This window comes from Paramesorhizobium salinisoli (genome assembly GCF_003335045.1).
Lineage (GTDB): Bacteria > Pseudomonadota > Alphaproteobacteria > Rhizobiales > Rhizobiaceae > Paramesorhizobium > Paramesorhizobium salinisoli.
On sequence record NZ_QOZG01000003.1, the window covers coordinates 163,024 to 187,206 of the forward strand.

Below are 24,183 nucleotides of genomic sequence, written 5' to 3' on the forward strand. Positions count from 1 at the left end.
GCCCTAGAGAAGGCAGTTACGACATCCCGCCTTCCCAAAAGCGGTCGTATTGCCGCCCATTCCTGCCACCCAAGCGCACATACCTACCCAAGATTACGTTTGCGGAGCTTTGGAAGTCACCGTCTCGTTTGATCTTGCCGCTGGTGAAGGCCGGATCGCGTCGAACGATCCGGCCATTGAAGGGGCAAGGCCCGCCGTTATGCGGCCTTCTCGGCAAGCGTCACCGCGTCCGCGCCAGCCGGGATGCGGAACGGAGAAGATGCATCTGTCACCGCCTGCCAGACCGCCTCCGCCACGTCGCTCGCGGTGGTGACTTCGACGGACTGCGGCGGCGCTGAGGAGAATACCTGCTTGGCCCAGTCGGAATAGGCTTCGGGTATGCCGTTCTGCGAGCGGGCGCGGGCGGCCGCGCTGAAGGACGTCTCCGGCGCTCGACCGGGGATGACCAGCCGCACGCGAATTCCAAACGGTTCCACCTCCAGCGCGAGGTCTTCGCTGAACGCCTCCACGGCCGCCTTGCTGGCCGTATATGCCGACAGCATCGGCAAGGGCTTGAGCGTTACGGCAGACGACACGTTGACGATCACGCCCGATTCTTGCGCGCGGAAGCCGGGCAGCACGGCTTGCGTCATCGCCATGGTGCCGAATGTGTTTACGGCCTGCGCTACGGCGCGGCCACGCCGAAATAGCCGGGATTGCTACGAGGGCGCGCGCGAGCACCATCCAAAAGCGGTCTGACCGTTCCCCACCCTTCCGGGGATCGTAGCTCTCGATGACCGGGTGACCCGTGGCCTCGCAGTGGGCTCGGGCGTGCCGGTTCGGGGAACCGTTTGCAGCAGCCGACATGGCCGCAGATGCACCCACCAACTGCTGACCTCAGGCAGTCCTCGCAGTCCAGCGCATCCGGCCTCACGGTCCGGATGGTGTGGGTATGACCGCAGCGCTGCATCAGCCGATGACCTCTGCTTGAGGCCTGTCGCCGGCGCGCGAGAGTTCCGCGTGCCAGTGGCCAGTCGCGTCCTCCCAGACGATGCCCGTGGTTTCGCCCGGCCGCAACTGCTTGCAGGCCGCCCGCCGCGCCGCGCCGAAGGCCGCATCATGGCTGGGAAATGTTTCGGAATAGGTTCCATCTACCCGATAGGCCCAGCCGCCATCGTGTTCGACAATCCGATACTTTACATCGTTCATTTCATCGCTCCTGCCGTTGGAATGTTCCTATTTGTTGCTCTCGCTCCGGAGATGGCTGGAAAGGAAGGTGTGCAGAGCGGCGCAGATGCGCCACCATCCTCCCATCACCGACGCAGCACGTCCTGCCATTCCGAATGGCGACCGATCTGCGCCTTCGCGAACGGGCACAGCGGAATGATCTCGACCCCGTCGCGCCGCGCATCCTCGATCGCCTCGCGCACCAGTCGCTCGCCCACCTTGCGGCCGCGCAGGGCCGCGGGCACTTCCGTGTGGTCGATGATGATCAGGCCGTCGCTGGCGCGGCTGTAGGTCATTTCTGCCTCGACGCCATCGACGACTAGTCGATAGCGTCCCTTCGACGGACCATCTTCCCGCTCGACCTTCTCGTCGCCCACCGAAGGTGTGCTTGTTATCAGCGCAGCATCAGGCGTGCGCACCTGTCGGGGCTTGCCGTGCGCGCATTCCAGAAGATCACGGTCCCACCGGCCCAGATCAGCCGCCGCCTCGTAGGTAGAGACGAGGAAAGCCATCAGCGCTTCGTCGGGATCGGCGGCTGATTGCACGGCATCGTAGGGGAAGATGAATTCCGACAGGCCCTCATGCCAGAACGCGGCATCGGGTTGCACGGACGCGGCGCGGTAGCCGGCCGGCGCCGGATAGGCGTAGGCGTAGAAGGCGGGATAGTCGATGCCGTTGCCGCCCGGCCAGAAGCCCGCCGAGGACACCTCACGGTCATAGGCCTCCTGCGCCACGTCGTCCGGCAAGGACGGGATGCCGCCGGGGTGGAGCGGCGCGCGCCGTCCCGAAAAGCGGGTGAGGGCCAGGTCGAAGCTGCCCCAGAACAGGTGAACGGGACTGGACTTGCCCAGAAACGACGTGCGGAACCGGTTGAAGACCTTGTCGATCGCGATCAGGGCCTGATGGAAGCGCTGAACGGCTTCGCGGTCATAGGGCCGGTCGCGATCGTCCTCGGCGAAGGGTACCGGGTTCGGCACCTCGTTCGGCTGCTTATTGAACGTCGGCGTGCCGCCCAGATCCGAAATCAGTTGCACGAATCTCGCGTGGAATTCGGCAACCGTCATCGGCCCGAGATCGAACGATTCCCTGCGGCCGTTGCCGCAGGTGCCCACGACCTTGTGCTCGCGCAGATCGAACAGGATCTCGATGCCCGGTCCGTCCGGAATCGGCGAGGACACCAGACCGATCGGCGTGACGTAGAAGGTCGCGTTCCACGAATGGTTCAGCCACGGTGTGTGCGCCAGCCGGTATTTGCCGGCGACCTGGAGATAGAGATGCAGAGCCGAACACGTCTCGCGCCAGCTGAGGTAATCGAGGTCGGGCCATTTGGTCATTTCGGTTCCTCCAGGCTGGATTCGGTCATTCCGGAAGGGGAATGTGCTCGTTGCGGTCGTCGACGGGCAGATCGAACCGTCCATTGCCCCAGTTCGCGGCGCGCCATTCCGCCTTGGCGAGTTCGATGCGTTCCTGCGACGAGGCGACGAAGTTCCACCAGATGTAGCGCGGTCCGTTGAAGGTTGCGCCACCGAGGATCATCAGCCGTGCGCCCCGGTCCCCACCGGCTACCGTGATGTGGTCGCCCGGCCGAAACACCATCATTTGCCCGGCCTCGAATTCCTGTGCGGCGACCGAGATCGATCCTTCGACGATGTAGATGCCGCGGTCCTCGTGGTTGTCCGGCATGGGCAGCCGGCTTCCCGGCTCGAGCTTCACATCGGCGTAGAACGTCTCGGAAAGCATCGTCGCTGGCGCGGTCTTGCCATAGGCGTTCCCGAGGATGAGCCGAACCGAGACGCCTCGATCCTCGATGACTGGCAACGTCTCCTTGCCATGATGCTCGAAGCTGGGGGCCACGTCCTCATCGCTGTCCGGCAGGGCCAGCCAAGTCTGGATGCCGAACAGGCTGTTCGGCCCGCTGCGTGCCGTCGCCGACGTGCGCTCCGAATGCGTGACGCCCCGCCCGGCGACCATCCAGTTCAGCGCGCCGGGCCTGATGATCTGATCAGCGCCGGTGCTGTCGCGGTGATGGAAGTCGCCCTTGAACAGGTAGGTCACCGTGCCGAGGCCGATATGCGGATGCGGACGGACATCGACGCCCTGTCCGGTCAGCAACTCGGCCGGCCCGGCCTGGTCGAAGAAAATGAAAGGCCCGACCATCTGCCGCTTCGGTGCCGGAAGGGCACGCCGGACCTGGAAATCGCCAAGGTCTCGCGAACGCGGAACGATCAGGGTTTCGATCGCATCGATGCCGACCTCGTCCGGGCAGCCCGGTTCAAGTGCTGGGTTCCAACTCATGTGCATCATCCCTTTGTCTTTGGATTGCCTGATCCTGCCGAGCGATCGTCGTAGCCGGCGGCCGAAACGCCCCCGGCATCGGAAACTTCCACGAACGTCCAAGAGTCTTCAGTGTCCATTCGGCGTTTGGCAGGATCAGGCCTACCGCATCACCGATGGAGATGTCAGTTTCCGCACTCGCCGGGCAGCCCGGCACTCACTCGTTTCCGCCAGCAGATCAGCGAATGCCGTCCTACCCTTTCCAAGAAACCGAACGAACTCAAGTCTTCGCGCAGCGACGAGCCTGATTGGGAGCAAGAACGGCACCGGCTCGGCAGTTTCTGCACCGCAGCGCTCAAGAGCGTTCGCTAGTTTCCAGCAGCCAATGAGCGCTTCCCTCAAGATTTAGGAGATCTAGATGACTTTTCGCAACGGCCTTGCCTCGCTTCTTCGCCCCGAGGACTCCGTACTCGTCCTGATAGACCATCAGCCCTACCAGCTGGCGAACCTAAACAGCCACGATCCGCAAGCGGTGGTCAACAACACGACCGCGCTCGCCAAGGTGGCCAAGGTGTTCGGCGTTCCCACGATTCTGACCAGCGTAATTGCCGCCCGCGGCGGCGTCATCTTCCCGCACGTCACCGAGGTGTTCCCCGACCAGGAGGTCATCGACCGGACGTTCATCAATACCTGGGAGGATCCGAAGGTCGTCGATGCGGTCAAAGCGACGGGCCGCACGCAGTTGATTATCGCCGGCCTGTGGACCGAGATCTGCGTGGCTATGCCCGCGATCCAGGCGGCGGGCGAAGGTTGGGACGTAACCGTGATCACCGATGCGTCGGGCGGCACGTCGCTCGAGGCCCACGAGGTCGCGATTCAGCGCATGATCGCAGCCGGCATCAACATGATGACTTGGCTGGCCCTGGCTTCCGAATGGCAACGCGATTGGGCTCGGGCCGAGACCGCGACCGAATTGAACGACGCCCTCAAGTACCACATCGGCGGCAGCGCCATCGCCTATCTCTGGGAGCAGCAACTGCTCAACACGCCGGTGCCGAGCACTTCGGGCTGATCTCAGTTCGGATGACGAGGCGAGCCCGAGGCATGCCCGGAATGGCTCCGGCCTCGTCATCCACAGTTCTATCCGAAGCTGCCACAAGGGAGTCAGCGATGGACCGGCGTAGCACGCGCGACACCCACCCTCACGATCGACAGTGATTTGCGAGAACCCATCATGGAAATAGGCATCGACAGTTTCGCGGCCATCCTCCCCGACCCGGCGACCGGACGACTTCCCTCGGCGACCGATCGCATGGCCGACCTCCTTGATGAGGTTGAAACCGCTGACCGTGTCGGGCTCGACGTCTTTGGCATCGGCGAGCACCATCGCGCCGAATTTCTCGACTCCGCGCCAGCGGTCATTCTTGCCGCCGCAGCGGCCCGTACAAGCAATATCCGGTTGACGAGCGCGGTAACGGTGCTAAGCGCTGCCGATCCCGTCCGAGTTTTTCAGGAATTCGCGACGCTCGACCTGATTTCCAGGGGACGCGCCGAGATCGTCGTCGGCAGAGGCTCGTTCGTTGAGGCATTTCCGCTATTCGGCCTCGACACCCGGGCCTATGACGACCTTTTCGCCGAAAAGCTCGACCTGTTCCTGAAACTCGGCGAGGAGACCAACGTCACCTGGTCTGGGCGTTTTCGTCCGGCACTCCACGGAGAGGGCGTCTTCCCGCGTCCTCACCAGCCGCGGCTGCCGCTGTGGGTGGGCGTCGGCGGCACCCCACGATCCTTCGAGCGCGCCGGCGAACTTGGCCTTCCGCTGATGATCGCAATCATCGGCGGCACGTTCGAGCGTTTCCGCCCGCTCGTCGATCTCTATCGCGAAGCCGGCAGGCGCGCCGGTCACGGTCCCGAGAAGCTTGTGGTGGGCGTGCACGCGATGGGTTTCGTCGGCGATACGGACACCGAGGCGAAGGATAACTTCTTTCCCGGTTGGGCGCATCTGACCGGCACCATCGGAGGCGAGCGCGGGTGGTCGACGCCGACGCGCCAGCAGTTCGAAGCGATGGCCAGCCCCGGAGGCGCTTTCCTGATCGGCGAGCCGGCGACGGTCGCGGCCAAGATGCTCGGGGCAAGCGAGACGCTCGGCGGCATCTCGCGCATTACCTTCCAGATGAGCACCGCCTCACTCGAAACCGCCGCGATGAAGCGTTCGATCGAGCTTCTTGGCACGGAAGTCGCGCCGATTGTCCGGTCGGCCCGCGAGACGGCGCGGATGGCGTCCATTCCTCAAGGCGCGGATCTCGCTTGACGACCGCGATGGTCCCCCGAAGCAGGAAACGAATGAGCGAACTCATCGACAGTCCCAACGAACGGCGTTTCGAGCTCCCGATAGATGGCGGTGATGGCGACATCGCAGCCGCGTATTACCGCATCGAGGACGGCAGGTTCATCCTCATCTACACGCAGGTGCCGTACCGGTTCACGGGATAGGGGATCGGTTCGCAACGCGCCCCGGAGCGTATTCGACGCGATCCGCGCGAGCGGTGGCAAGGTCGTCCTACGCTGCTCGTTCATGGGCGACTATCATGCCCGCCATCCCGAATATTCCGACATCGTGGTTGGCTAGAACGGATCGGTCGCCGGTTGCGCGAATCGCAGATGATGGTAGCAATTGCACTTACCCATGTATGATCGTCGCGCGTTCCGTCGAAATCATTAACACAAGGCTCTAAACCATGCTCAAAGGATCGGACCTTTTTGTCGCCGCGCTGGAGAACGAGGGCGTGGACCGCGTCTTCGGTGTGCCGGGTGAGGAGAACCTCGACCTGCTGGAGTCGTTGCGGACCTCCAGCATCGAACTGGTCCTGACGCGTCACGAACAGGCCGCGGCCTTCATGGCCGCCACGCATGGGCGGCTAACGGGCAAGCCCGGCGTCTGCCTCGCCACGCTCGGACCGGGCGCGCTGAACTTCTCGACCGGCGCGGCCTACGCGCACCTCGGCGCCATGCCGATGATCCTCATTACCGGCCAGAAGCCGGTGATGAGCGCCAAACAGGCCCGCTTCCAGATCGTCGACATCGTCGCCTCGATGAAACCGCTGACCAAGATGACGCGCCAGATCGTCAGCGCCGGCGCCATCCCGGCGACGGTCCGGGACGCGTTTCGCGTCGCGATGGAGGAGCGGCCGGGGCCGGTGCATTTGGAGTTGCCGGAGGACGTCGCGGCCGAGGAAGTCGAGAATGCCTCCGTCATTCCGCGCCACTCGCTGGAGCGCCCCGTTCCCCATGCCACTGCGCTCGACAGGGGGGCGGAGATGATCCTCGCCGCCAAGCGGCCGCTCGTGATGGTCGGTGCGGCAGGCAACCGGCCTGCGCTGGTCAAGGCTCTTTCGAGCTTCGTGAGGCGCACGAGGCTGCCGTTCTTCAATACCCAGATGGGCAAGGGCGCGGTCACCGGCGGCTCGAACCTCTACATGGGCACTGCGGCACTGTCGGAGGGTGACTACGTCCACGAAGCGGTGGAACGCGCCGACCTGATCATCGCTATCGGCCACGACACGGTCGAGAAGCCGCCCTTCCTCATGAAGAGCGCCGGTGGGCCGAAGGTCATCCATGTCAGCTACCAGTCCGCCACTGTCGAGCAGGTCTACCACCCGGATATCGAGGTGATCGGCGACATTGGTGCCGCCGTCGAAGCGCTTGCCGGACGGCTCGAAGGAAAGCTGACGCCCGATGAGGGAATGCTCGATCTGCGCCAGCGTATTCTCGCCCGCATCAACGACCGCGCCGAGGAGGATCGTTTCCCGGTCACGCCCCAGCGCCTCGTCCACGATGTCCGCAATGTTATGCCGGAAGACGGCATCGTCTGCCTCGACAACGGCATGTACAAGATCTGGTTCGCGCGCAACTACCGCACCCATGTCGCCAACACGCTGCTGCTCGACAACGCGCTCGCCACAATGGGGGCGGGGCTTCCCTCGGCGATGATGGCGGCGATGCTTCATCCGGACCGACGCGTCATGGCGGTCTGCGGCGATGGCGGCTTCATGATGAACTCGCAGGAGATGGAGACCGCCGTGCGGCTCGGGCTGAACCTCGTCGTGGTCATCCTGAACGACAGCGCGTATGGCATGATCCGCTGGAAACAGGCCGTCGACGGCTTTCCGGATTTCGGCATGAGCTTCGGTAATCCCGACTTCGTGCGCTATGCCGAGGCGTATGGCGCGACGGGTTCCCGGGTGAGCGCGGTCGAGGATCTCGTGCCGACGCTCGAGGCCGCGTTCGCCGGCGGCGGTGTCCATCTGGTCGATGTGCCGATCGACTATTCCGAGAACACGCGCGTGCTGGTCGACGAGCTGCGCAACCGCACACCGGACGTGGAGTGCAAGTAACGGAAGTTCAGGGAGACCGACAATGCTGAAGGTCGTTCAGGCGTTTGACCGCGCGCCGATCGCGGAGATCGAGACCGACAATGCCGCCGCGCTGGAGCGCAAGCTGCAAGCCGCCGAGCGCGCCTTCAGGGATCGCGACGGCTGGCTCAAGCCTCACCAGCGCATCGCCATCCTGCGCAGGCTGGCCACACTGATGGATGGCAGGCGCGATCATCTCGCGATGCAGATCGCGCGCGAGGGCGGCAAGCCGCTGCCCGATGCCATCGTCGAGACCAATCGCGCCATAGATGGGGTCCACAACGCTGCCGACGAACTGCGCAATTTTGCCGGCCGTGAGATCCCGATGGGACTGTCGACCGCAGCAGAGAACCGCTGGGCGTTCACCACGAAGGAACCCATCGGCGTCGTCGCGGCGATCTCCGCCTTCAACCATCCTTTGAACCTGATCGTCCATCAGGTCGCGCCGGCCATCGCGGTGGGCTGCCCGGTCATCGTCAAGCCGGCAGCCACGACACCGCTGTCATGTCTTGAATTCGTGGCGCTGGTCCGCGAGGCGGGTCTGCCCGAGCCGTGGTGCCAGACCTTCGTCACGGACGACAACGCTCTGGCCGAAAAGCTGGCGACCGACGGCCGCGTTGCCTTCCTCAGCTTCATCGGCTCGGCCAAGGTCGGCTGGTTGCTGCATGCCAAGCTCGCCCCCGGTACGCGCTCGGCGCTGGAGCATGGCGGCGCCGCGCCGGCCATCGTCGACCGCAGCGCCGATCTCGGCAAGGTCATCGAGCCCATCGTAAAGGGCGGCTACTATCATGCCGGGCAGGTCTGCGTATCGACGCAGCGCATCTTCGTCCATGCCGACATCGCCAAGGATTTCACGCAGAGGCTCGTCACCCGCGTGGAAAGACTGCGCACCGCCGACCCCACCCTGAAGGATACCGAAGTCGGGCCGCTGATCCTGCCGCGCGAGGCAGACAGGGTCGCGCAGTGGATCGATGAGGCTGTTGCCGGAGGGGCCATATTGGCGACGGGCGGCAGGCGCCTCTCCGAGACGACCTTGCAGCCGGCGGTTCTGCTCGACCCCACTGGCGATGCGAAACTATCGACGCTGGAGGTGTTCGGCCCCGTGATCGCGGTCTACCGCTACCGCGATCTGGACGAGGCGATCGCCCAGGCCAACGCGCTGCCGACGGCCTTCCAGGCCAGCATCTTCGCGCAGGACATAGATGTCGCGCTGCGCGCCGCCGACCGCCTCGATGCCTCGGCCGTGATGATCAACGATCCCACCGCCTTCCGCACCGACTGGATGCCCTTCGCCGGCCGCAGGGAATCTGGCTACGGCACCGGCGGCATCCCCTACACGATGCGCGACATGACGCAGGAGAAGATGATCCTGATGCGCAGGAACTGATCGTCAGCGGCCGTCGGTCGAGGTGATCGCCAAGCCTGTCTGCGGTCGCGGAAAACCCTGGGGGCAGGTCAGTTCAATTCGGCCCAATAGGACCGCTCTTGAAGATGGGATTACCGATGCACCGAGAGTTTTCGCCGAATCCACTCAGTTGATTCAGTGACGTCTGCAGCAACCAGTTCATGATTGGCTGTGAGCTCCAGACTGTCGACGCGCGCTCCATGAGCCATAAGAGCATCCGCCAGCGCTGGCGCATTGCGAGCAAACGCATCATCATGTCCGGTTAGCACCAGTACGCTCGTGTCCGAGAGATCCACGGCCGGTGGTTTCTCCAGGGGCTGGATGCCACGAAGCAGAATCGCGCAGCGCACGACGCCGGGATGAAGTTGGAGGACCGCCGCCAGCATGTTGGCGCCGTTGGAATAGCCGAGGAAGACTAGTTTGTCGGGGTCGAGGCCATAGCCGGCTACGGCGCCTTCGACAAACGCCGCGAAGGCTTCTGCTTCGCCACGGATATCCTGCTGATCGAACGTCGTTGAATCGAGACGGCGAAACCAGCGATTGGTTCCTTCCTCGGTCGCTCGGCCACGCACACCGAGCAGCGCCGAATGCGGAGCTATCCGACGTGCGATCGGCATTAGATCGGCTTCGTTGCCGCCGGTGCCATGCAGCAGCACCAAGGTCGTGCCGTCCGGATTCTGCGGCCGGTTGAAACGATGAATGAAAGGAAGGTCGCGGGCCGGAAATCTCTCTTCGCCGGGAAGGGCGAATTGCGGAAGCATTGCCCTCAGATCCTCTGCGCGATCGGCATCATGCGGCGGCAGAAACAGTGTCTGGCCAAGCTCGGCAGGCGCTTCGTCAATGGTCATGCCCGGCCCATCAGTCGCGTATTCCATGAGTATGCCGGCGGGATCGCGAACATAGAGGGACACGAAGTACTTCCGATCATGAACCTCGGTTGGCCCGTGGCTCTTCAGCGAAAGCCGCATGGAGCGGAGCTCATCGATATCGCGCGCCCGAAAGGCGACATGGTCGGGCACCCCGCCGCCGGATACGGAAGGCACGAAACCAGACACCTCCCTGATATCGACGATGTCGGTATCGGAACCCATGCGCTGCGTCACGCCTGAGCGCCGGTCTTCCGTGTACCCGAAAAGTGTCAGAAAGCTTGCGGTCTCAATCGCCTTGTCCGTCAGGAGCGTGACGCCCCGCAGTCGGGTGGGTGCGTTCGAAAGTGGGGCCGGCGTTGCCATGTCCACTCCGACCAGCTTTACGATCAGCCCGTCCGGATCCTTCAGCCGGAGGACCGGCTCCCCGAACTCACGAGATGGACCGTCGAGCGGAATGTTGGCGGCGAGGGCCTTGGTGATCCAATCACCGAGCGAAGCTGGCGGCACCGCCAACGCCACTTCCGATACCTGGCCGATGCCCGTACGGCCGCGGCCCGCCGCCTCCCAGACAAGGAACGTCAGTAACGAGCCGGGACTGCCGAGGCCGTCTCCATAGACAAGATGCAACTGCTCGGCGTCCGCGTAGCCTCCGGTGCGCTTCACAAGCCTCAGCCCGAGAAAGCCGACATAGAAGTCGACGTTGGCCTGCACATTTGAGGTGATGCCGGTGACGTGGTGTATGCCGTTGGTCATTACCGTGATTCCTTCCGCGCCTGGTCTCCCCTTATGCTTATAGACCTTCAGACGGGTTTTCGCATCGACCCGGCGCGATCAAAACTGCGGGTCCAGCGCGTCTAGCACGGCGCATACCCCAGCGCCGAAATCGGGATGGACCTGCTGAAAAACCTCGATCCGCCGTTCAGCGATGGCATCGGGAACGCCGCTCATCGCGGCGGCGATGTTGGCGAACAGTCGCGCCTTCTGCGCATCGTCGAACAGCAGGAACAACGGCGGGGCTGGCGGAAATCGTCGTTCCCCTCCCGATGATCGAAGCGGGCGGTTGGACCTTTGATCTGGAGCGGTGGTTCGGTGAACGATCCGTCCTCCACCGGGCCGCCGAAGCTGTTCGGCTCGTAGTAGGCATCCGGATTCGGCATGTTGCCGAAGAAGCGCATCTGGTTCCACACCGCCGTCTAGCAGCGTATTCGCTGGACAAGCTAACGAACTGCGCCGGCAGGGCGTCGTATCCCCTGCGGCGGCGATACCGTTCTTGCGATGATTTGCCGAGGGTCGGAGACGGACGGACGATCGCGCCATGGTGGCTGGAACGACGAACCGCGTGCCCGATGCCCTGGTGCAAGTGCCGGTTCAACAGGTCTTGACGGCCGTATGCAGAGCGTTGCCCAGCCTGTCGAGTTCGGCCTTCGTGAAACTTTTCCCTCGGATGATTATGCGCGAGTAGAGGGGGGCAAAGAGCAGATCGAGCGCCAGCTCCCTGTGGAGGTCCGCGCGCAGTTCGTTCCGGGCGATGGCGCGATCCAGCAATCGATGTCCGAACTGTCGCCGTGCCTCGGCAATGCCATCCAGCATCGTCGACAATTCGTGCGATCGTAAACGTTCGGCAACCAGATCGGGGATTATCCGGCGGACCAGAGGATGTCTCAGGACCGCGCGCGTGGCTCGAAGATATTCACTGATATCCGCCTGCAGAGACCCCTGGTCGGTGGAACCCAACCGCATGACCTCGACGCTTCGGATCGCTTCGCACGCGAACTCCAGTTTCGACGGCCATCGCCGGTATATGGCCGCCTTGCCTGCGCCCGCCCGTGCCGCCACGCGCTCCATGCTTACTGCCGCATATCCGGTCTTTGCCCACTCCTCGAACAATGCCCTGAACAGCGCCGTGGTCAGTTCGGGCCGGATGACCGCCGCACCACTCGGTTTCCGTCTTTTTTTGCGGTCGATATTCTTGCGTTCCATCCAGAAATCCTCCACTGTGGATGGAACGGTAGCGTTTCAACCATTGGATGAGAAGGGGTTGAAACAAGCTTTAACGGGTATTTCTGAATCGTTGCGGGTGGCCGGACACGAGGATCGCCGCAGTGCCTTTCGCGTGCGACCTGAAGGAAGAATGTTTGCTTTGACCAACAGCGCCCGATCGATCTGCGAAGCCCGAAGCAGCCGCCAGCTCGGCCCGATCGGCGATAGTATTGGAGACACAGCATGGCCGCGCCTGCATATCCGTCTTTGGCCCAGTGGTATAGTAGAGGCCCCCGCGCGCGCCATGTGCGCACGATAAAATCCTCGGGCGGGGTCCTCAACATGCTTGAGATAACTCAACCGCCCGGGGATATGTCCATCCCCGCCGTGCCGGATTTCATCCTTTTTGAGGATCTGCTTGGAGGCACCCGATTCGGCGCCAACCACGGAGGCGGGCATTTTCTTGACACGACAGCAAAGGGCGGTGTGTATCCCGTCGCACCAAACTTTGCACTGTCGTCCAAAGTTGCCACACCACATCACGTCCGCTCCTTCGCCTTTCCCATGGCGCAGTGGCAAAGCGTATTGGACGAAGCCATTTATGGCTGTTTTTCGTTCGACGGCTTGGATATTTTCCGCGCGCCGCACGCGACGCCGACCATCCGGTCAGCGCTCAGGAAACTGTGGTCTCTTAGTGCGGACGAAGGCGCCCCATCGCGTTTGCTGGCACGGGCTGCGGGCTGCGAGATCCTCGCCGAACTCTGCCGCTCGGCCGGCTCGCCGCTCGTTCCCGCCAGAGGCGGCCTCGCGCCCTGGGCGGAACGGCGCTGCCTGGAGTTTATGCACGCGCGGCTTTCGGAAGACATCAGCCTCGACGAACTGGCAGCCGAAGCGCGGCTCTCTCCTTTTCATTTCGCGCGCATGTTCAAGCAGAGCGTCGGTGTGCCGCCTCGGGTCTATCTGACGCGACTGAGGATGGAGAAAGCCTGCGAACTCCTTGCGCAGACTGACCTTCCGGTCACCGAGATCGCCCAGGAGGTGGGATATTCGTCCAACCAGGTCCTCGCCCGGATTTTCATCAAGCATCAACGCATGAGCCCATCCGACTATCGCCGGGCAGTCCGCGACCCGGTTCGCCCATCGATCTCGCTTCACGCGCGTCCGGCTCTGGAGGGACGGCAATGACCGTCCATGCCCATTCGTCATTCGCCCAGTGGCACAGCAAAGGCCGACATGCGTCCTACTTGCGCACGATGAAATCCCCGGGCGCAATTCTCGACCTTCTTGAGATCCAGCGACCAGCCGGGGACATGTCCCGCCCGGCCTTGCCGGACATCGTCCTGATGGAGGACATGCTTGGCTGCAGTCGTGTCAGGGGAGACCTGGGAGGAGGCCGCTTCGATATGATGACCGAGAAAGGCATCCTCGCCGTCGCCGCGCCGAACTTCGCGACCACGGTGATCAATGACGAAAGCCATCGGCTCCGCAGCCTGGCGTTCCCTATGGCGCAATGGCAAGGCGTGCTTGACGAAGCCGCCGATGGCCGGTTCTCGTTCGACAGCTCCTGCATCTACGGCCGAATGTTCGACTCACCGGCCATCCGATCAGCGCTCCGAAACCTGTGGGCTCTGTGTGAAGAAGAGGGCGCGCCGTCGCGTCTGCTGGCGCGTGCCGCAGGTTTGGAGATTCTGGCCGAGTTGTGCCGGTTGGGCGGAGCACCGTTGGCGACTGCAAAGGGCGGCCTTGCTCCGTGGGCTCAGCGGCGGTGTTTGGAGCTTATGCGGGCGCGGCTTTCGGAAGACATCAGCCTCGACGAATTGGCAGCTGAAGCGCGGCTGTCGCCTTTTCATTTCGCGCGGATGTTCAAACAGAGCGTCGGCCTGCCGCCTCGGGTCTATCTGACGCGACTGAGGATGGAGAAGGCCTGCGAGCTCCTCGAGACGACGGACCTTCCGGTCACCGAGATCGCGCAGGAGGTGGGATATTCGTCGAACCAGGTGCTGGCCCGGGTGTTCGTCAAGCATCAACGCATGAGCCCGACCGATTATCGCCGGGCAATGCGCGATCCGCTACGTGTTATCGCGTTGCAGTGATTGGTCACGGGCGGCGCCCTGCAGGCGAAGGCTTGCCAAGGAACTACCGCGTCAGGCGCGCTAGCCAATCGGTGAGGAGCGCGGCGCCGGCTTGTTCAAGCCGGCTGGCATGCCGCCCGGTATCGCGGCGCAGCGTGACGGGGTCGATGCCTGCCGTTGCCAGTTCATTTGCATGCCCCAGAAGCCAGTGCTCGAACCGCGCGCCAAGGACCTCCGGGTGGAACTGGAGGCCGAGCACATTCGGTCCACGCGAGAAGGCCTGGTTTGTGCAGAGCGCGGTGGATGCGAGCAGAGTGCCGCCTTCCGGCAGGTCGAACGTGTCGCCATGCCAGTGGAGCACGGACACGTCTTGCAGCACGGCGAGAGGATTGGGCGCGGCCGTATCCAACAGATCGAGTGCCAACCAGCCGATCTCCTTGGCCGGACCCGGATAGACACGCGCACCGAGGGCTGCCGCCATCAGTTGCGCGCCGAGGCATATGCCAAGCGTCGGCCGGTCGGCCGCGAGCCGTACCCGCAGTAGCCTTGTCTCGTCGGTGACGACCGGATAGGCGTCGTAATCGTAGACGCCGATCGGACCGCCCAGGACCACGAGGAGATCGGCCCCGAGGGGGTCGAGCGTCGCAAGATCGCGCTCGGCCACATCGATGTATTCGATGTCGTAGCCGGCCTCTCGCAAGGGGTCCGCGAAGCTGCCCAGGTCCTCGAAGCCTATGTGCCGGATGACCTGCGCGGTCCTGCCTGTCATGCTTCTCCTCCTGAACCTTGAGTGGCCCGCGCCGCTCTTGCCGTGAGGATATGTTCGAGATCCTTCAGCGCGGCGGCCGCGGTGGCGAGAGGCTCGGTTCCGGATCCTATCGCGATCGTCCCGCCCATCGCGTCCGTGGTGATGCGGATCGCCTTATTCTTTCCCGACACATGCGCGAGCGGATCGGTCGGCGGGTAGGTCCGGACGCCGACGGCCGCCCGCGTCGCGCCGTCCGTCCGGATGAGGCTCCCCACGAGCTTGGGAACGAGACGCTGCTTTCGCCACGTCTCGATATCGTGCGCCGCAACCGACTGAATGCCCTCGATGACCAGATCGTCCATCGTCAGGTCGGCATCCAAGCCGAAATTGGCGATGAGGATGAGCTTGCTGGCGGTGTCCCAGCCCTCGATATCATTGCGCGGGTCGGCTTCTGCGAAACCGCCCGCCTGGGCGCGCCCCAGCGCCTCGTCGAAGCCGAGGTTTTGGTTCATCATCGCGTCGAGCAGGTAGTTGGTGGTGGCGTTCAGAATGCCCTCGATTTCGAGCACTTCGCAGCCTCTCAGGCTGTGCTCGAGAAGGTCTATGGTCGGCAGCGCGGCCGCGGCGGCGCCGCTGAGTTTCAGCATCGCGCCCGAGGAACGCGCCAGGGTCCGCAATTCCGGGCCGCTGTGGACCAGTGCGCCCTTGGATATGACGATGGCATTGCGCCCCGCCGAAAGGGCGGAACGGATATAGGCGAGGCCTGGGCCACCGGTGCGAAAATCGCTTGGACCCGCTTCGATGAGAATGTCGGAGCCGCTCGCCTCGATGAATGCCGGGCCCGACAGGCCCGGCTCGAGCGCATCCAGGCGCCCGGCTTCGAGACCGCCTGCGTCGGCCAAACCGGATCGCGATCCGCAGACGGCGACGAGGCGAATGTCGGCCCTATAGACCTGCCGGTAGCGCTCGCGGCGGGCCAGGAGGAGGTTGGCCGTGGCGCGGCCCACGCCCCCGAAACCGGCAATCGCGATCCTGCCGACATTCATGGTCTCAATGCCTTATCTTCAAGCGTCGAGCACGGATTGCCAACGCTTCCAACAGCGCCGAACACACTCCCGCTGAAAGCCGACACTACCCGGCAGTGTATCCTGGCGCCAGCGACGGCGAGCAGTGCGTGCACGAAGGCGCGCTTGCGGCGGTCGCGCACGGCGCGGCCGCCGATCGCCTTCGGCGAAGCCGTCTCAGGCGCGGATAAAGGCCAGCATATCCGGGTTCACCACATCCGGATGCGTGGCGAACAGGCCGTGAGAAAGGCCGGGATAGGTCTTCAGCGTGCCGTCCCTGACGAGCTTGATCGCCTTATAGGCCGAGTTCTCGATCGGCACGATCTGATCGTCCTCGCCATGGATGATCAGCACAGGAACGGTGAGTGCCTTCAGATCCTCCGTGAAGTCGGTCTCCGAAAACACTTCGATGCAGTCATGATGCGCCTTGGTGCCGCCGCTCATGCCCTGGCGCCACCAATTGTCGATCATGCCCTGGCCGACCTTCGCGCCCTCCCGGTTGAAGCCATAGAAGGGTCCGCTCGGCAGATCACGGTAGAACTGCGCGCGGTTTGCCTCCAGGGCGGAGCGCAACCCGTCGAAGACCTCCATCGGAACGCCGTCCGGGTTGGCGTCGGACTGAGCCATCACCGGCGGGATCGCGGCGATCAGAATGGCCTTGGCCACACGGCCGCGTTCGGCGCGCGCCGCATAACGCGTGACTTCGCCGCCGCCGGTCGAATGGCCTATGTGGACCGCGTCGCGCAGATCGAGCGCCTTGGCGATCTCGGCCACGTCCGCGGCATATGTGTCCATGTCGTTGCCGGTGTCGGTCTGGTCGGACCGGCCATGGCCGCGGCGATCATGCGCGATCACACGGTAGCCTTCGGACAGGAAGAACAGCATCTGGTTGTCCCAGTCGTCGGCACTCAGCGGCCAGCCATGGTGAAATACGATAGGCTGCGCGTCTTTCGGCCCCCAATCCTTGTAGAAGAGGGTAGTCCCGTCGGATGTGGTGATGGTTGCCATTGCAAGTTCCTTCCAAACCAGGTTGAGCGGATATCAGAAATGGCAGGGGTCTTTCGCAGCGGCATCTCACCTGGTCGCAACGCTCGCCTCCTGCTTTTCGCATGATGGTTCTAGCGGATTGGCGATCGTGCTGCGGTGCGGAAGCTGCTATGCAAGTGCCGATCTTGCGGGCCGATTGCCGCCGCAGACAGATTCTTGCCCCGGAACATAGTGGCAAGGCGCGTACCGTGCCATCGCTCGGTCATAGAGGTCTCAGGAGATGGCGCACGACGGGCGGCCGCTCACCAACATGGAACGCGTTGAGCGTTGCCTGATCCTGCTGATCGGTACGCGTTACCCGAGCATGCTGCCGTTGATGCTTATTCCAGCCAGGACCGTCGGTAATCGCCAACCCCGATTTGGTTCGTGAATGGGTGGAACGATACCTGGCATCGAGTCCGCCGCGCGAACGATCACTTCGGCGCGCGGCGAAATATTTGTGGGATATTCAGACGTCGTCTTCCGATCCGTCCGGGTTTGCCTTGATGTGGTATTCGCCGCTTTCGCGGAAGCTGCGGACGGTGGCGAAGGTGTCTTCCATGAACTGGACATAGGACAGTTTGCCGTTTTCGCCGCGCGCCAAAACCGCGAAGGGCGAGGTTACGGTCTTGCCCAGCGTGTTTGAGGTATAGGTAAATGTGCCGAAGATCGCGGCGCCGTCCTTGTTTTCGAAACTGTCCTGGATCTGGAAATCATCGACCGTCCAGTAGCGGTTAACATTGATAAAGGTCTGGACCAGAGCTTCCGTGCCCTTGTTCGTCCCGGCCCAGGGCAGAACCTGCTTCAGTTCTGGATTTTCGTAGTTCAACGAGACATAGGTGAAATCATCGGTGGTATACTGCTTGACGAAGTCCAGATCGGTCGGGTTCGACAAGATCGTCTGCAGTACCGCCAAGGGCGAAGCTTGCGACGCGGGCTCCGCCGTGGAAGGATCCTGGGCAAAAGCGGTGCTAGCCAGCGAGGTCAACGTCACGGTAGCGGCGGCATTACGAAGGGTGCGTGCGATTGTAGACATGATATGCTCCTTTGTTGATCGTCACTGAGAACTGGCCTTGCACATGGCGCAAAGCTGCTGGGGTGGTTCCATTCTTGCATTCTTTCCAAGACCCGAAAGTGGTGGCCTCGAATGGCCGATGGGGGTCTCCGAAGCCATCCGCGGACGCGCTATCTTGGAGTGTGGCCAAGCCTTCTCTTTTTAGGCGTCAGACTCGATGGAGAACACGCTCCTCAACCAGCGGATATCAGAAATGGCAGGGGTCTTTCGCAGCGGCATCTCCCCTGGTCGCAACGCTCGCCTCCTGCTTTTCGCGTAATGGTTCTAGCGGATTGGCGAACGTGCTGCGGTGCGGAAGCTGCTATGCAAGTGCCGATCTTGCGGGCCGATTGCCGCCGCAAACAGGTTCCTTCCCCGGAACATAGTGGCAAGGCGCGTACCGTGCCATCGCTCGGTCATAGAGGTCTCAGGAGATGGCGCACGACGGGCGGCCGGTCGCCGACATGGAATGCCTGGAGCAGTTGCTGATCGAGCTGGTCGGCATGGGTCACGCGGGCGTGCTGGCGCTGGTGCTCGACCCAGCTCTCGACGACGAAGCTTTCGACGATCCGGCCAGGCTCCGCGACATCCTCCCAGACGTCCCAGCGGATGGCGCCGTCGCGCTGTCTCGAGGACCGGAATCCGCGCAGCGCGGACACAAATTCGGAAAGTCGCGCAGGCTCGACCCGATACTCGATTTCGATGAGGGCCGGCCCGCGGTCATCCGCCGGCTGCACGGATACCACCGGTTCGGCCCAATGGTGCGAGGGCGACAGATCGGTGGCCGAATCCTGCGGCAAGCGCCAGCGAAACGCCAGGATCAGCGCCGCCGCCTGCCCGACAGCCGCCACGACCAGAGCGGTGGGGACGCTGGTGCTGGCGGCGATCGAGCCCCAGAGGATGCTCCCGCCCGTCATGGCTCCCTGAAACACGAGAATGTAGACGGCGAGCGCGCGCGCCTTCACCCATCCTGGCGAAGCCATCTGCGCCGCGACGTTGAGCGACGTCAGCATCCCGATCCAGGCGAGGCCGGCCGAAAACATGATCGCCCCGGCGATCCAGGCATTGGTGGCAAGCGCAAGCGCCAGCGTCGACAGGGCGAAGAACAGCGTCGCCCCGACGGAAATGGTGTTGGCGGACACCGTCCGGCGCAGCCGCTTCAGCAGAATCGCGCCCAGAACCGCGCCGGCGCCCATGCAGCCGAGCAGGGCACCGTAGCCGGCCGCGTCGAGCCCGAGCCCGCGCCGCGCGATGAGCGGCAGCATCGCCCAGAGCGCGCTTCCGAACAGGAAGAATCCCACCGCCCGAAACAACACGAGACGCATCGCCGGCGAATGGCGCGTGTAGCGATAGCCCGCCTTCAGCGCACCGAAGAAGTGCTCGGGCGGCAGGGCGTGAACGATTCGAGGGCGCTTCCAGATGTAGAGGACGGCCAGCACGGCCACGACCGAAAGCGCGTTCAACGCGAACACCGCCGGGGTGCCGGCAAGCGCGACGACGACGCCGCCGAGCGCCGGCCCGATCGCGCGCGAGATGTTGACCCCGAGACTGTTCAGCGCAATGGCGTCCGGCAATGCCTGCTTGTCCACCAGTTCGGGCACGATTGCCTGGAACACCGGGGCACTGAACGCCGCGGCGATGCCGAGCATGAAGGTTCCGGCCAGCAGCACTTCGGGCGTAGCGAGGTTGTAGAATGTCAGGAAGGCCAGCATAGCCGCTGCGAACAGGCCGAGCAGCTGAGCCGTCAGCAGCATCTTGCGCCGGTCGATGATGTCGGCCAGCGCTCCGGCCGGCAGGGCAAGCAGGAACATCGGCAGCGTCGTCGCCGCCTGAACCAACGCAACCAGCAACGGGCTTGGCGACAGCGAGGTCATCAGCCAGCCAGCGCCGACATCGTGCATCCATGTGCCGACATTGGAGACGATGGTCGCTATCCACAGTGCCCGGAAAACCGGGAAACTCAGCGGTCCGGATGTTCCAGCTGCAATCTCTTGCCGTCGTTCGCTCATGACCATTCCCTTCATCCACCTTTGGTGGGAAATCTCAGCGCATTGTTCCTGTCAGGCGCGTGGCAGACGGCGCAGATCGCATTGGCGCGCGTCGAAGTGGCTGCCGAGGTCAGACGGCCCAGCAGCCGCATCCGAGGGCACCCCAGAAAGTGCGGGTGTCGGAGACTGGGAGCTGCGTGCCAAGAGCGGCGGCATGGTCATGGCCATGCACCGAGCAGAAATTGCTGCAACCGCAATTCATCATCAGCTTGGTGCGGGCTTCTTTCGTCTTGTGATAGCCGCCAAAGGTGGCGACCGGCGACCAGTCCGGCATCGGAGCGGGAAGATCCGGTGCGAGGCGCTCGTATTCGCCGTCTCCATGCACGACCTTGCCGCCAAGTATGGTAAGGACCGATCGCAGGTGGACAATGTCGCTTTCCTGGACGGAGAAGTAGTCGTCGGACAGCACGGCGAGGTCGGCGAGCTGCCCGGCCTTGATCTGGCCTTTCCTGCCTTCCTCATTGGAAAACCAGGTGTTCGCTTCGGTCCACAACCGCAACGCGGTCTCGCGGTCGAGGCGATTGTGCTGCGGATAGAGTGCGAGGCCTCCAACTGTTTTCGAAGTCACGAGCCACGACAGCGAGACCCATGGATTGTAGCTGGCGACGCGGGTGGCGTCAGTCCCGGCCCCAACCGGAACGCCTGCTTCCATGATCCGGCGGATCGGCGGCGAGCGCTCGGCGGCTTTCGCCCCGTAGCGTTCGACAAAGTACTCGCCCTGGAAGGCCATGCGATGCTGTACCGCTATGCCACCGCCAAGCGCGGCGATACGGTCGATGTTGCGGTCGCTGATCGTCTCGGCGTGGTCGAAAAACCAGTTGATTCCTTGCATTGGAACGTCGCAGTTGACCTTCTCGAACACGTCGAGCGCACAATCGATCGTTTCATTGTAGGTGGCGTGCAGCCGCCAGGGCCAGCGGTTTTCTGCCAGGAGACGAACGACCGGCTCCAAGTCGGCTTCCATGTTTGGTGGCATGTCTGGACGCTCAACGCGGAAATCCTCAAAATCGGCCGCGGAATAGACGAGCATCTCGCCAGCGCCGTTGTGGCGATAGATGTCGTCGCCTTGTCCCGGTGAGACCTGTTTTACCCAGGAGGAGAAGTCCGCGAGCTCCTCCTTGGGCTTCTGGGTGAAGAGGTTATAGCTGACGCGGACAGTCATCTGGCCGTCAGCGTGAAGTTTTTCGATGACCTCATAGTCGTCAGGATAGTTCTGGAAGCCCCCGCCGGCATCGATCACGCTGGTCACTCCGAGACTGTTCAACTCGCGCATGAAATGGCGCGACGAATTGATCTGGTAGTCGGGATCCAGCTTCGGTCCCTTGGCCAGTGTCGAATAGAGGATCGTTGCATTGGGCTGCGCCAGCAGCAGGCCGGTGGGATTGCCGGCGCCATCCCTGACGATCTCGCCGCCGGGAGGATTGGGGGTGTCTTTTGTGTAGCCAACCACACGCAAGGCGGCCGCGTTGAGCAGTGCGCGATCGTACAGGTGCAAAATGAAGACGGGCGTATCGGGCGCGACCGCGTTGATTTCATCGAGCGTCGGCAGGCGTTTTTCCGCGAACTGGTACTCGGTGAAGCCACCCACGACCCGCACCCATTGCGGCGCGGGAGTGCGGTCGACCTGCCGCTTCAGCATCGTCATCGCATCGGAAAGCGATGGGACGCCGTCCCACCGCAGCTCCATATTGTAGTTCAGGCCGCCGCGAATGACATGGGTGTGGCTGTCGATCAGCCCCGGGGATCAGCCGTCGCCCTTTCGCGTCGATGATTTCGGCGTCCGGCGCAGAGGCGCGGACCTCGGCTTCCAGGCCCACGGCAAGGAACCTGCCGTCTCGGATAGCCACTGCCTCAGCAGAGGGATTCTGCCGATCGAGAGTCGTCACCTTGGCGTTGACGATGATCAGATCGTTGGTGGTCATGGTTTTCTCCTTCGCAGCACATCGAATCCGCGAGCAACGAGCCTCAGCCGCATCGCCGAGAAAACGCGACGGCGATGAGACGGATGGCGCGTGAACAGGGCTGCGCCGTGTACGCAGACCCGGCGGCTGATCAAGGCGGGACGGCCGGTCCAGCCCGAATCACATCATTCAGGCCACCGGTTTGGGCGCGACGACCGGGCCGTGCGCCGCGCGCTCGGGAGCCTTGTGGACCGTGGTGTAGGCGTAATCGACGCCCATGCCGTAGGCCCCGGAATGCTCCTGCACGATGGCCATAACGGCGTCGTAGGTGTCGCGCCGCGCCCAGTCGCGTTGCCATTCGAGGAGGACCTGCTGCCAGGTCACCGGGACGATCCCGACCTGAACCATGCGGTCCATGGCGTGGTTGTGCGCGTCGACGGAGGTTCCCCCCGAGGCGTCGGCCACCATGTAGATTTCATAGTCGGTGTCGGCGAGACAGGAGAGCGCGAAGGTCAGGTTGCAGACCTCGGTCCAGAGACCTGACACAACGATCTTCTTGCGCCCGTCGGCGGCATTGGCCGCCAAAGACTCACGGACCTTCAGATCATCCCAGGAGTTCATCGATGTACGCTCCAGGATGGGAGCCTCGGGAAACACCGAAAGCAGCTCGGGAAAGGTCGGCCCCGAAAAGCTTTCGGTCTCAACCGTCGTGATCGTCGTCGGAATCCCGAAGGCCTTCGCCGCCTTGGCGAGGCCTACAACGTTGTTCTTCAGGGTCTGCCGATCGATGGACTGGACACCGAAGGCCATCTGCGGCTGCTGATCGATGAAGATAAGCTGGCTGTTCTGAGGGGTTAGGACTTCCAGTTTGTTGGACATCGGCTCTCGCTTTCTGGATGATGTGAACAATGATCGACGCGCCTCAGGCGACGTCGCCTTTCTTCGCTGCCTCGTCGGTGCCGTGATGAGCGAAGGATTTTTCGTGCAGGACCGCCTGGACGAGGTTCGTATGGCCCTTCAGCCACTGGACGCCGGCCTCGCCTGCGAGCATGCCCAGAAGTCCGAGCAAGGCGACGATAGGAGGGGCTGGCGAACGGACCGAGACAAGGCCGTAGATCACGCCAATAGCCAGACCAACGAATAGCGAGACGAGATATGGTTGAAGCTGAGCCATATATGGACTCCATAGTGATGTTTGACGAAGTTCGAGCTTGCCAGCAGTCCTGTCCAACACCGTGGTCTGGTTTCGGCCAATCGTGCGGGATTACTTTGCTGCTTCCTCGATCAGGTCTGCGACGACCTGCGGGTTCGAGACCATCACGACATGCGACGCACCCTCCACAACCACCGTGTTCCTGGAGTCGGCGCGGTCGGCCATGAACCCGAGCGCCTCGGTCGGGATGTTCTTGTCGCCGCCGCCATAAACGAAGTACGACGGCAGGGACTTCCAGGCAGGTTCGCCGGACTTTTCCGTCAGCGCGGCTTCGGTGATCGGCCGTTGGCCGGCTGCCATCAGAACAGTTATTTCGGCCGGAACGTCGTGTGCGAACTGATCGTGGAACTTCGCCTGATCGATGTACAGATCGACCCCGCCGTCCGAGAGCTTGACGGGCGGCGCAAGTGCTTCACCGAGCGTCCCGCCAGGGAACTTGTTGGCCAGTTCTGCCGCAGCTTCCCCGGCATCCGGTGCGAAGGCCGCCACATAGACCAGAGACCTGATGTTTTCGCGCCCTTGCGCAGCGTTCGAGATGACCTGGCCACCATAGGAGTGGCCGACGAGGACCACCGGCCCAGCGATGCTTGCCACGACGTCCGAGACCACGCGTGCATCGTTGGAAACACTCCGCAACGGGTTCGCAACCGCAACTGTCGTGTAGCCGCCTTTCTTGAGGCTGGCGACGACGCCATTCCAGCTGGAGGAGTCGGCGAACGCACCGTGGACGAGGACGATCGTTGGCTTGGCCGGTTCGGCAATGGCGGTGCCCGTTAGAAGTGCGGTTGCAATAGCAGCAGTTGCAGCAAGCTTGGCCATGAGAACTCCTATCTCTGTTTTGGTTCGAGGGGTGCAGGGATAAAGACGCCAGGATTGTATGTATGCTGCTCCAAATTGCTGCCATCCCGAGT

General features: G+C 63.2%; 21 protein-coding genes and 3 pseudogenes. 7 read left to right on the forward strand and 17 right to left on the reverse strand.

Features of this window, described 5'->3' with window-relative positions; genetic code table 11:
- Positions 1-197 precede the first annotated feature (197 nt).
- The 4 genes and pseudogenes from DUT91_RS07780 to DUT91_RS07795 form a co-directional block, all read right to left on the reverse strand.
- Positions 198-656, reverse strand: a pseudogene (locus DUT91_RS07780) (SDR family NAD(P)-dependent oxidoreductase); the annotation flags it as partial.
- Positions 657-948: 292 nt separating this feature from the next.
- The gene (locus tag DUT91_RS07785; RefSeq protein WP_105745836.1) at positions 949-1,188 is read right to left on the reverse strand and encodes a DUF2188 domain-containing protein; all 240 of its coding nucleotides are present in this window, start codon (positions 1,186-1,188) and stop codon (positions 949-951) included.
- Positions 1,189-1,292: 104 nt separating this feature from the next.
- Complete coding sequence (locus DUT91_RS07790) at positions 1,293-2,540, reverse strand: DUF5996 family protein (protein WP_114439829.1); 1,248 nt, start codon at positions 2,538-2,540, stop codon at positions 1,293-1,295.
- Between the two features lie 25 nt (positions 2,541-2,565).
- Positions 2,566-3,501: a pirin family protein gene (locus DUT91_RS07795; protein WP_114439830.1), complete on the reverse strand. Its 936-nt coding sequence runs from the start codon at positions 3,499-3,501 to the stop codon at positions 2,566-2,568.
- Between the two features lie 397 nt (positions 3,502-3,898).
- Between DUT91_RS07795 and DUT91_RS07800 the strand changes: the two genes are divergently transcribed.
- From DUT91_RS07800 to DUT91_RS07820, 5 genes are all read left to right on the forward strand, one after another.
- A complete protein-coding gene (locus DUT91_RS07800; RefSeq protein ID WP_114439831.1) occupies positions 3,899-4,552 on the forward strand; it encodes a hydrolase in 654 nt (217 codons plus the stop codon).
- A gap of 162 nt (positions 4,553-4,714) precedes the next feature.
- Positions 4,715-5,791: an LLM class flavin-dependent oxidoreductase gene (locus DUT91_RS07805; RefSeq protein WP_114439832.1), complete on the forward strand. Its 1,077-nt coding sequence runs from the start codon at positions 4,715-4,717 to the stop codon at positions 5,789-5,791.
- Positions 5,792-5,823: 32 nt separating this feature from the next.
- On the forward strand, positions 5,824-5,973 hold the full coding sequence (locus DUT91_RS26135) for a hypothetical protein (RefSeq protein ID WP_200834922.1): 150 nt from the start codon (positions 5,824-5,826) through the stop codon (positions 5,971-5,973).
- A 245-nt stretch (positions 5,974-6,218) separates the two neighbouring features.
- On the forward strand, positions 6,219-7,874 hold the full coding sequence (locus DUT91_RS07815; protein ID WP_114439833.1) for an acetolactate synthase large subunit: 1,656 nt from the start codon (positions 6,219-6,221) through the stop codon (positions 7,872-7,874).
- Positions 7,875-7,896: 22 nt separating this feature from the next.
- Positions 7,897-9,279, forward strand: coding sequence for an aldehyde dehydrogenase family protein (locus DUT91_RS07820; protein ID WP_114439834.1), 1,383 nt, complete (start codon positions 7,897-7,899; stop codon positions 9,277-9,279).
- Positions 9,280-9,389: 110 nt separating this feature from the next.
- Here DUT91_RS07820 and DUT91_RS07825 read toward each other — a convergent pair whose 3' ends face one another.
- The 3 genes and pseudogenes from DUT91_RS07825 to DUT91_RS07835 all read right to left on the reverse strand — a co-directional run bounded on the left by DUT91_RS07825 (position 9,390) and on the right by DUT91_RS07835 (position 12,146).
- The gene (locus tag DUT91_RS07825; RefSeq protein WP_114439835.1) at positions 9,390-10,919 is read right to left on the reverse strand and encodes a VOC family protein; all 1,530 of its coding nucleotides are present in this window, start codon (positions 10,917-10,919) and stop codon (positions 9,390-9,392) included.
- A gap of 78 nt (positions 10,920-10,997) precedes the next feature.
- Positions 10,998-11,344: pseudogene (locus DUT91_RS07830) on the reverse strand (catalase-related domain-containing protein); the annotation flags it as partial.
- A gap of 190 nt (positions 11,345-11,534) precedes the next feature.
- Positions 11,535-12,146 (reverse strand): TetR-like C-terminal domain-containing protein, encoded by a 612-nt coding sequence (locus DUT91_RS07835; protein WP_114439836.1) that lies wholly within the window; start codon positions 12,144-12,146, stop codon positions 11,535-11,537.
- Positions 12,147-12,488: 342 nt separating this feature from the next.
- Here DUT91_RS07835 and DUT91_RS07840 point away from each other — a divergent pair, with 342 nt between their 5' ends.
- Positions 12,489-13,331: a helix-turn-helix domain-containing protein gene (locus tag DUT91_RS07840; protein ID WP_245419627.1), complete on the forward strand. Its 843-nt coding sequence runs from the start codon at positions 12,489-12,491 to the stop codon at positions 13,329-13,331.
- Positions 13,328-14,239, forward strand: a complete 912-nt coding sequence (locus DUT91_RS07845) for an AraC family transcriptional regulator (protein ID WP_114439838.1) — start codon at positions 13,328-13,330, stop codon at positions 14,237-14,239. The genes DUT91_RS07840 and DUT91_RS07845 overlap by 4 nt, the downstream gene beginning before the upstream one ends.
- Positions 14,240-14,282: 43 nt before the next feature.
- On the opposite strand, the gene DUT91_RS07850 is transcribed toward DUT91_RS07845, so the two are convergent.
- From DUT91_RS07850 to DUT91_RS07895, 10 genes and pseudogenes are all read right to left on the reverse strand, one after another.
- Complete coding sequence (locus DUT91_RS07850) at positions 14,283-14,987, reverse strand: glutamine amidotransferase (RefSeq protein ID WP_114439839.1); 705 nt, start codon at positions 14,985-14,987, stop codon at positions 14,283-14,285.
- Entirely contained in the window at positions 14,984-16,012 is a 1,029-nt protein-coding gene (locus DUT91_RS07855; protein ID WP_114439840.1) for a homoserine dehydrogenase, read from the reverse strand. The genes DUT91_RS07850 and DUT91_RS07855 overlap by 4 nt, the downstream gene beginning before the upstream one ends.
- Before the next feature lie 195 nt (positions 16,013-16,207).
- The gene (locus DUT91_RS07860) at positions 16,208-17,038 is read right to left on the reverse strand and encodes an alpha/beta fold hydrolase (protein WP_114439841.1); all 831 of its coding nucleotides are present in this window, start codon (positions 17,036-17,038) and stop codon (positions 16,208-16,210) included.
- Positions 17,039-17,279: 241 nt separating this feature from the next.
- Positions 17,280-17,429 carry an MFS transporter gene (locus tag DUT91_RS27400; RefSeq protein WP_200834923.1) on the reverse strand — a complete coding sequence of 50 codons (150 nt, stop codon included), beginning with the start codon at positions 17,427-17,429 and terminating at the stop codon, positions 17,280-17,282.
- Positions 17,430-17,525: 96 nt separating this feature from the next.
- Positions 17,526-18,092: a nuclear transport factor 2 family protein gene (locus tag DUT91_RS07870; protein ID WP_245419629.1), complete on the reverse strand. Its 567-nt coding sequence runs from the start codon at positions 18,090-18,092 to the stop codon at positions 17,526-17,528.
- 434 nt (positions 18,093-18,526) lie between these two features.
- Positions 18,527-20,119, reverse strand: a complete 1,593-nt coding sequence (locus DUT91_RS07875; RefSeq protein ID WP_114440159.1) for an MFS transporter — start codon at positions 20,117-20,119, stop codon at positions 18,527-18,529.
- Between the two features lie 109 nt (positions 20,120-20,228).
- A pseudogene (locus tag DUT91_RS07880) lies at positions 20,229-22,197 on the reverse strand (amidohydrolase).
- Positions 22,198-22,248: 51 nt separating this feature from the next.
- The gene (locus tag DUT91_RS07885; protein WP_114439843.1) at positions 22,249-22,938 is read right to left on the reverse strand and encodes a hydrolase; all 690 of its coding nucleotides are present in this window, start codon (positions 22,936-22,938) and stop codon (positions 22,249-22,251) included.
- Between the two features lie 43 nt (positions 22,939-22,981).
- Positions 22,982-23,233 (reverse strand): DUF1427 family protein, encoded by a 252-nt coding sequence (locus DUT91_RS07890; protein ID WP_114439844.1) that lies wholly within the window; start codon positions 23,231-23,233, stop codon positions 22,982-22,984.
- Between the two features lie 90 nt (positions 23,234-23,323).
- The gene (locus DUT91_RS07895) at positions 23,324-24,091 is read right to left on the reverse strand and encodes an alpha/beta fold hydrolase (RefSeq protein ID WP_114439845.1); all 768 of its coding nucleotides are present in this window, start codon (positions 24,089-24,091) and stop codon (positions 23,324-23,326) included.
- Between the last annotated feature and the right edge of the window lie 92 nt (positions 24,092-24,183).

Bases quoted from the DNA above. Each gene is read 5' to 3' on its own strand.
- DUT91_RS07785 (WP_105745836.1), bottom strand. From the start codon at position 1,188: ATGAACGATGTAAAGTATCGGATTGTCGAACACGATGGCGGCTGGGCC.
- DUT91_RS07795 (WP_114439830.1), bottom strand. From the start codon at position 3,501: ATGAGTTGGAACCCAGCACTTGAACCGGGCTGCCCGGACGAGGTCGGC.
- DUT91_RS26135 (WP_200834922.1), top strand. From the start codon at position 5,824: ATGAGCGAACTCATCGACAGTCCCAACGAACGGCGTTTCGAGCTCCCG.
- DUT91_RS07895 (WP_114439845.1), bottom strand. From the start codon at position 24,091: ATGGCCAAGCTTGCTGCAACTGCTGCTATTGCAACCGCACTTCTAACG.
- DUT91_RS07805 (WP_114439832.1), top strand. From the start codon at position 4,715: ATGGAAATAGGCATCGACAGTTTCGCGGCCATCCTCCCCGACCCGGCG.
- DUT91_RS07870 (WP_245419629.1), bottom strand. From the start codon at position 18,092: ATGTCTACAATCGCACGCACCCTTCGTAATGCCGCCGCTACCGTGACG.
- DUT91_RS07850 (WP_114439839.1), bottom strand. From the start codon at position 14,987: ATGACAGGCAGGACCGCGCAGGTCATCCGGCACATAGGCTTCGAGGAC.
- DUT91_RS07890 (WP_114439844.1), bottom strand. From the start codon at position 23,233: ATGGCTCAGCTTCAACCATATCTCGTCTCGCTATTCGTTGGTCTGGCT.
- DUT91_RS07840 (WP_245419627.1), top strand. From the start codon at position 12,489: ATGCTTGAGATAACTCAACCGCCCGGGGATATGTCCATCCCCGCCGTG.
- DUT91_RS07825 (WP_114439835.1), bottom strand. From the start codon at position 10,919: ATGACCAACGGCATACACCACGTCACCGGCATCACCTCAAATGTGCAG.
- DUT91_RS07875 (WP_114440159.1), bottom strand. From the start codon at position 20,119: ATGAGCGAACGACGGCAAGAGATTGCAGCTGGAACATCCGGACCGCTG.
- DUT91_RS07800 (WP_114439831.1), top strand. From the start codon at position 3,899: ATGACTTTTCGCAACGGCCTTGCCTCGCTTCTTCGCCCCGAGGACTCC.
- DUT91_RS07820 (WP_114439834.1), top strand. From the start codon at position 7,897: ATGCTGAAGGTCGTTCAGGCGTTTGACCGCGCGCCGATCGCGGAGATC.
- DUT91_RS07855 (WP_114439840.1), bottom strand. From the start codon at position 16,012: ATGAATGTCGGCAGGATCGCGATTGCCGGTTTCGGGGGCGTGGGCCGC.
- DUT91_RS07835 (WP_114439836.1), bottom strand. From the start codon at position 12,146: ATGGAACGCAAGAATATCGACCGCAAAAAAAGACGGAAACCGAGTGGT.
- DUT91_RS07815 (WP_114439833.1), top strand. From the start codon at position 6,219: ATGCTCAAAGGATCGGACCTTTTTGTCGCCGCGCTGGAGAACGAGGGC.
- DUT91_RS07845 (WP_114439838.1), top strand. From the start codon at position 13,328: ATGACCGTCCATGCCCATTCGTCATTCGCCCAGTGGCACAGCAAAGGC.
- DUT91_RS07885 (WP_114439843.1), bottom strand. From the start codon at position 22,938: ATGTCCAACAAACTGGAAGTCCTAACCCCTCAGAACAGCCAGCTTATC.
- DUT91_RS07790 (WP_114439829.1), bottom strand. From the start codon at position 2,540: ATGACCAAATGGCCCGACCTCGATTACCTCAGCTGGCGCGAGACGTGT.
- DUT91_RS07860 (WP_114439841.1), bottom strand. From the start codon at position 17,038: ATGGCAACCATCACCACATCCGACGGGACTACCCTCTTCTACAAGGAT.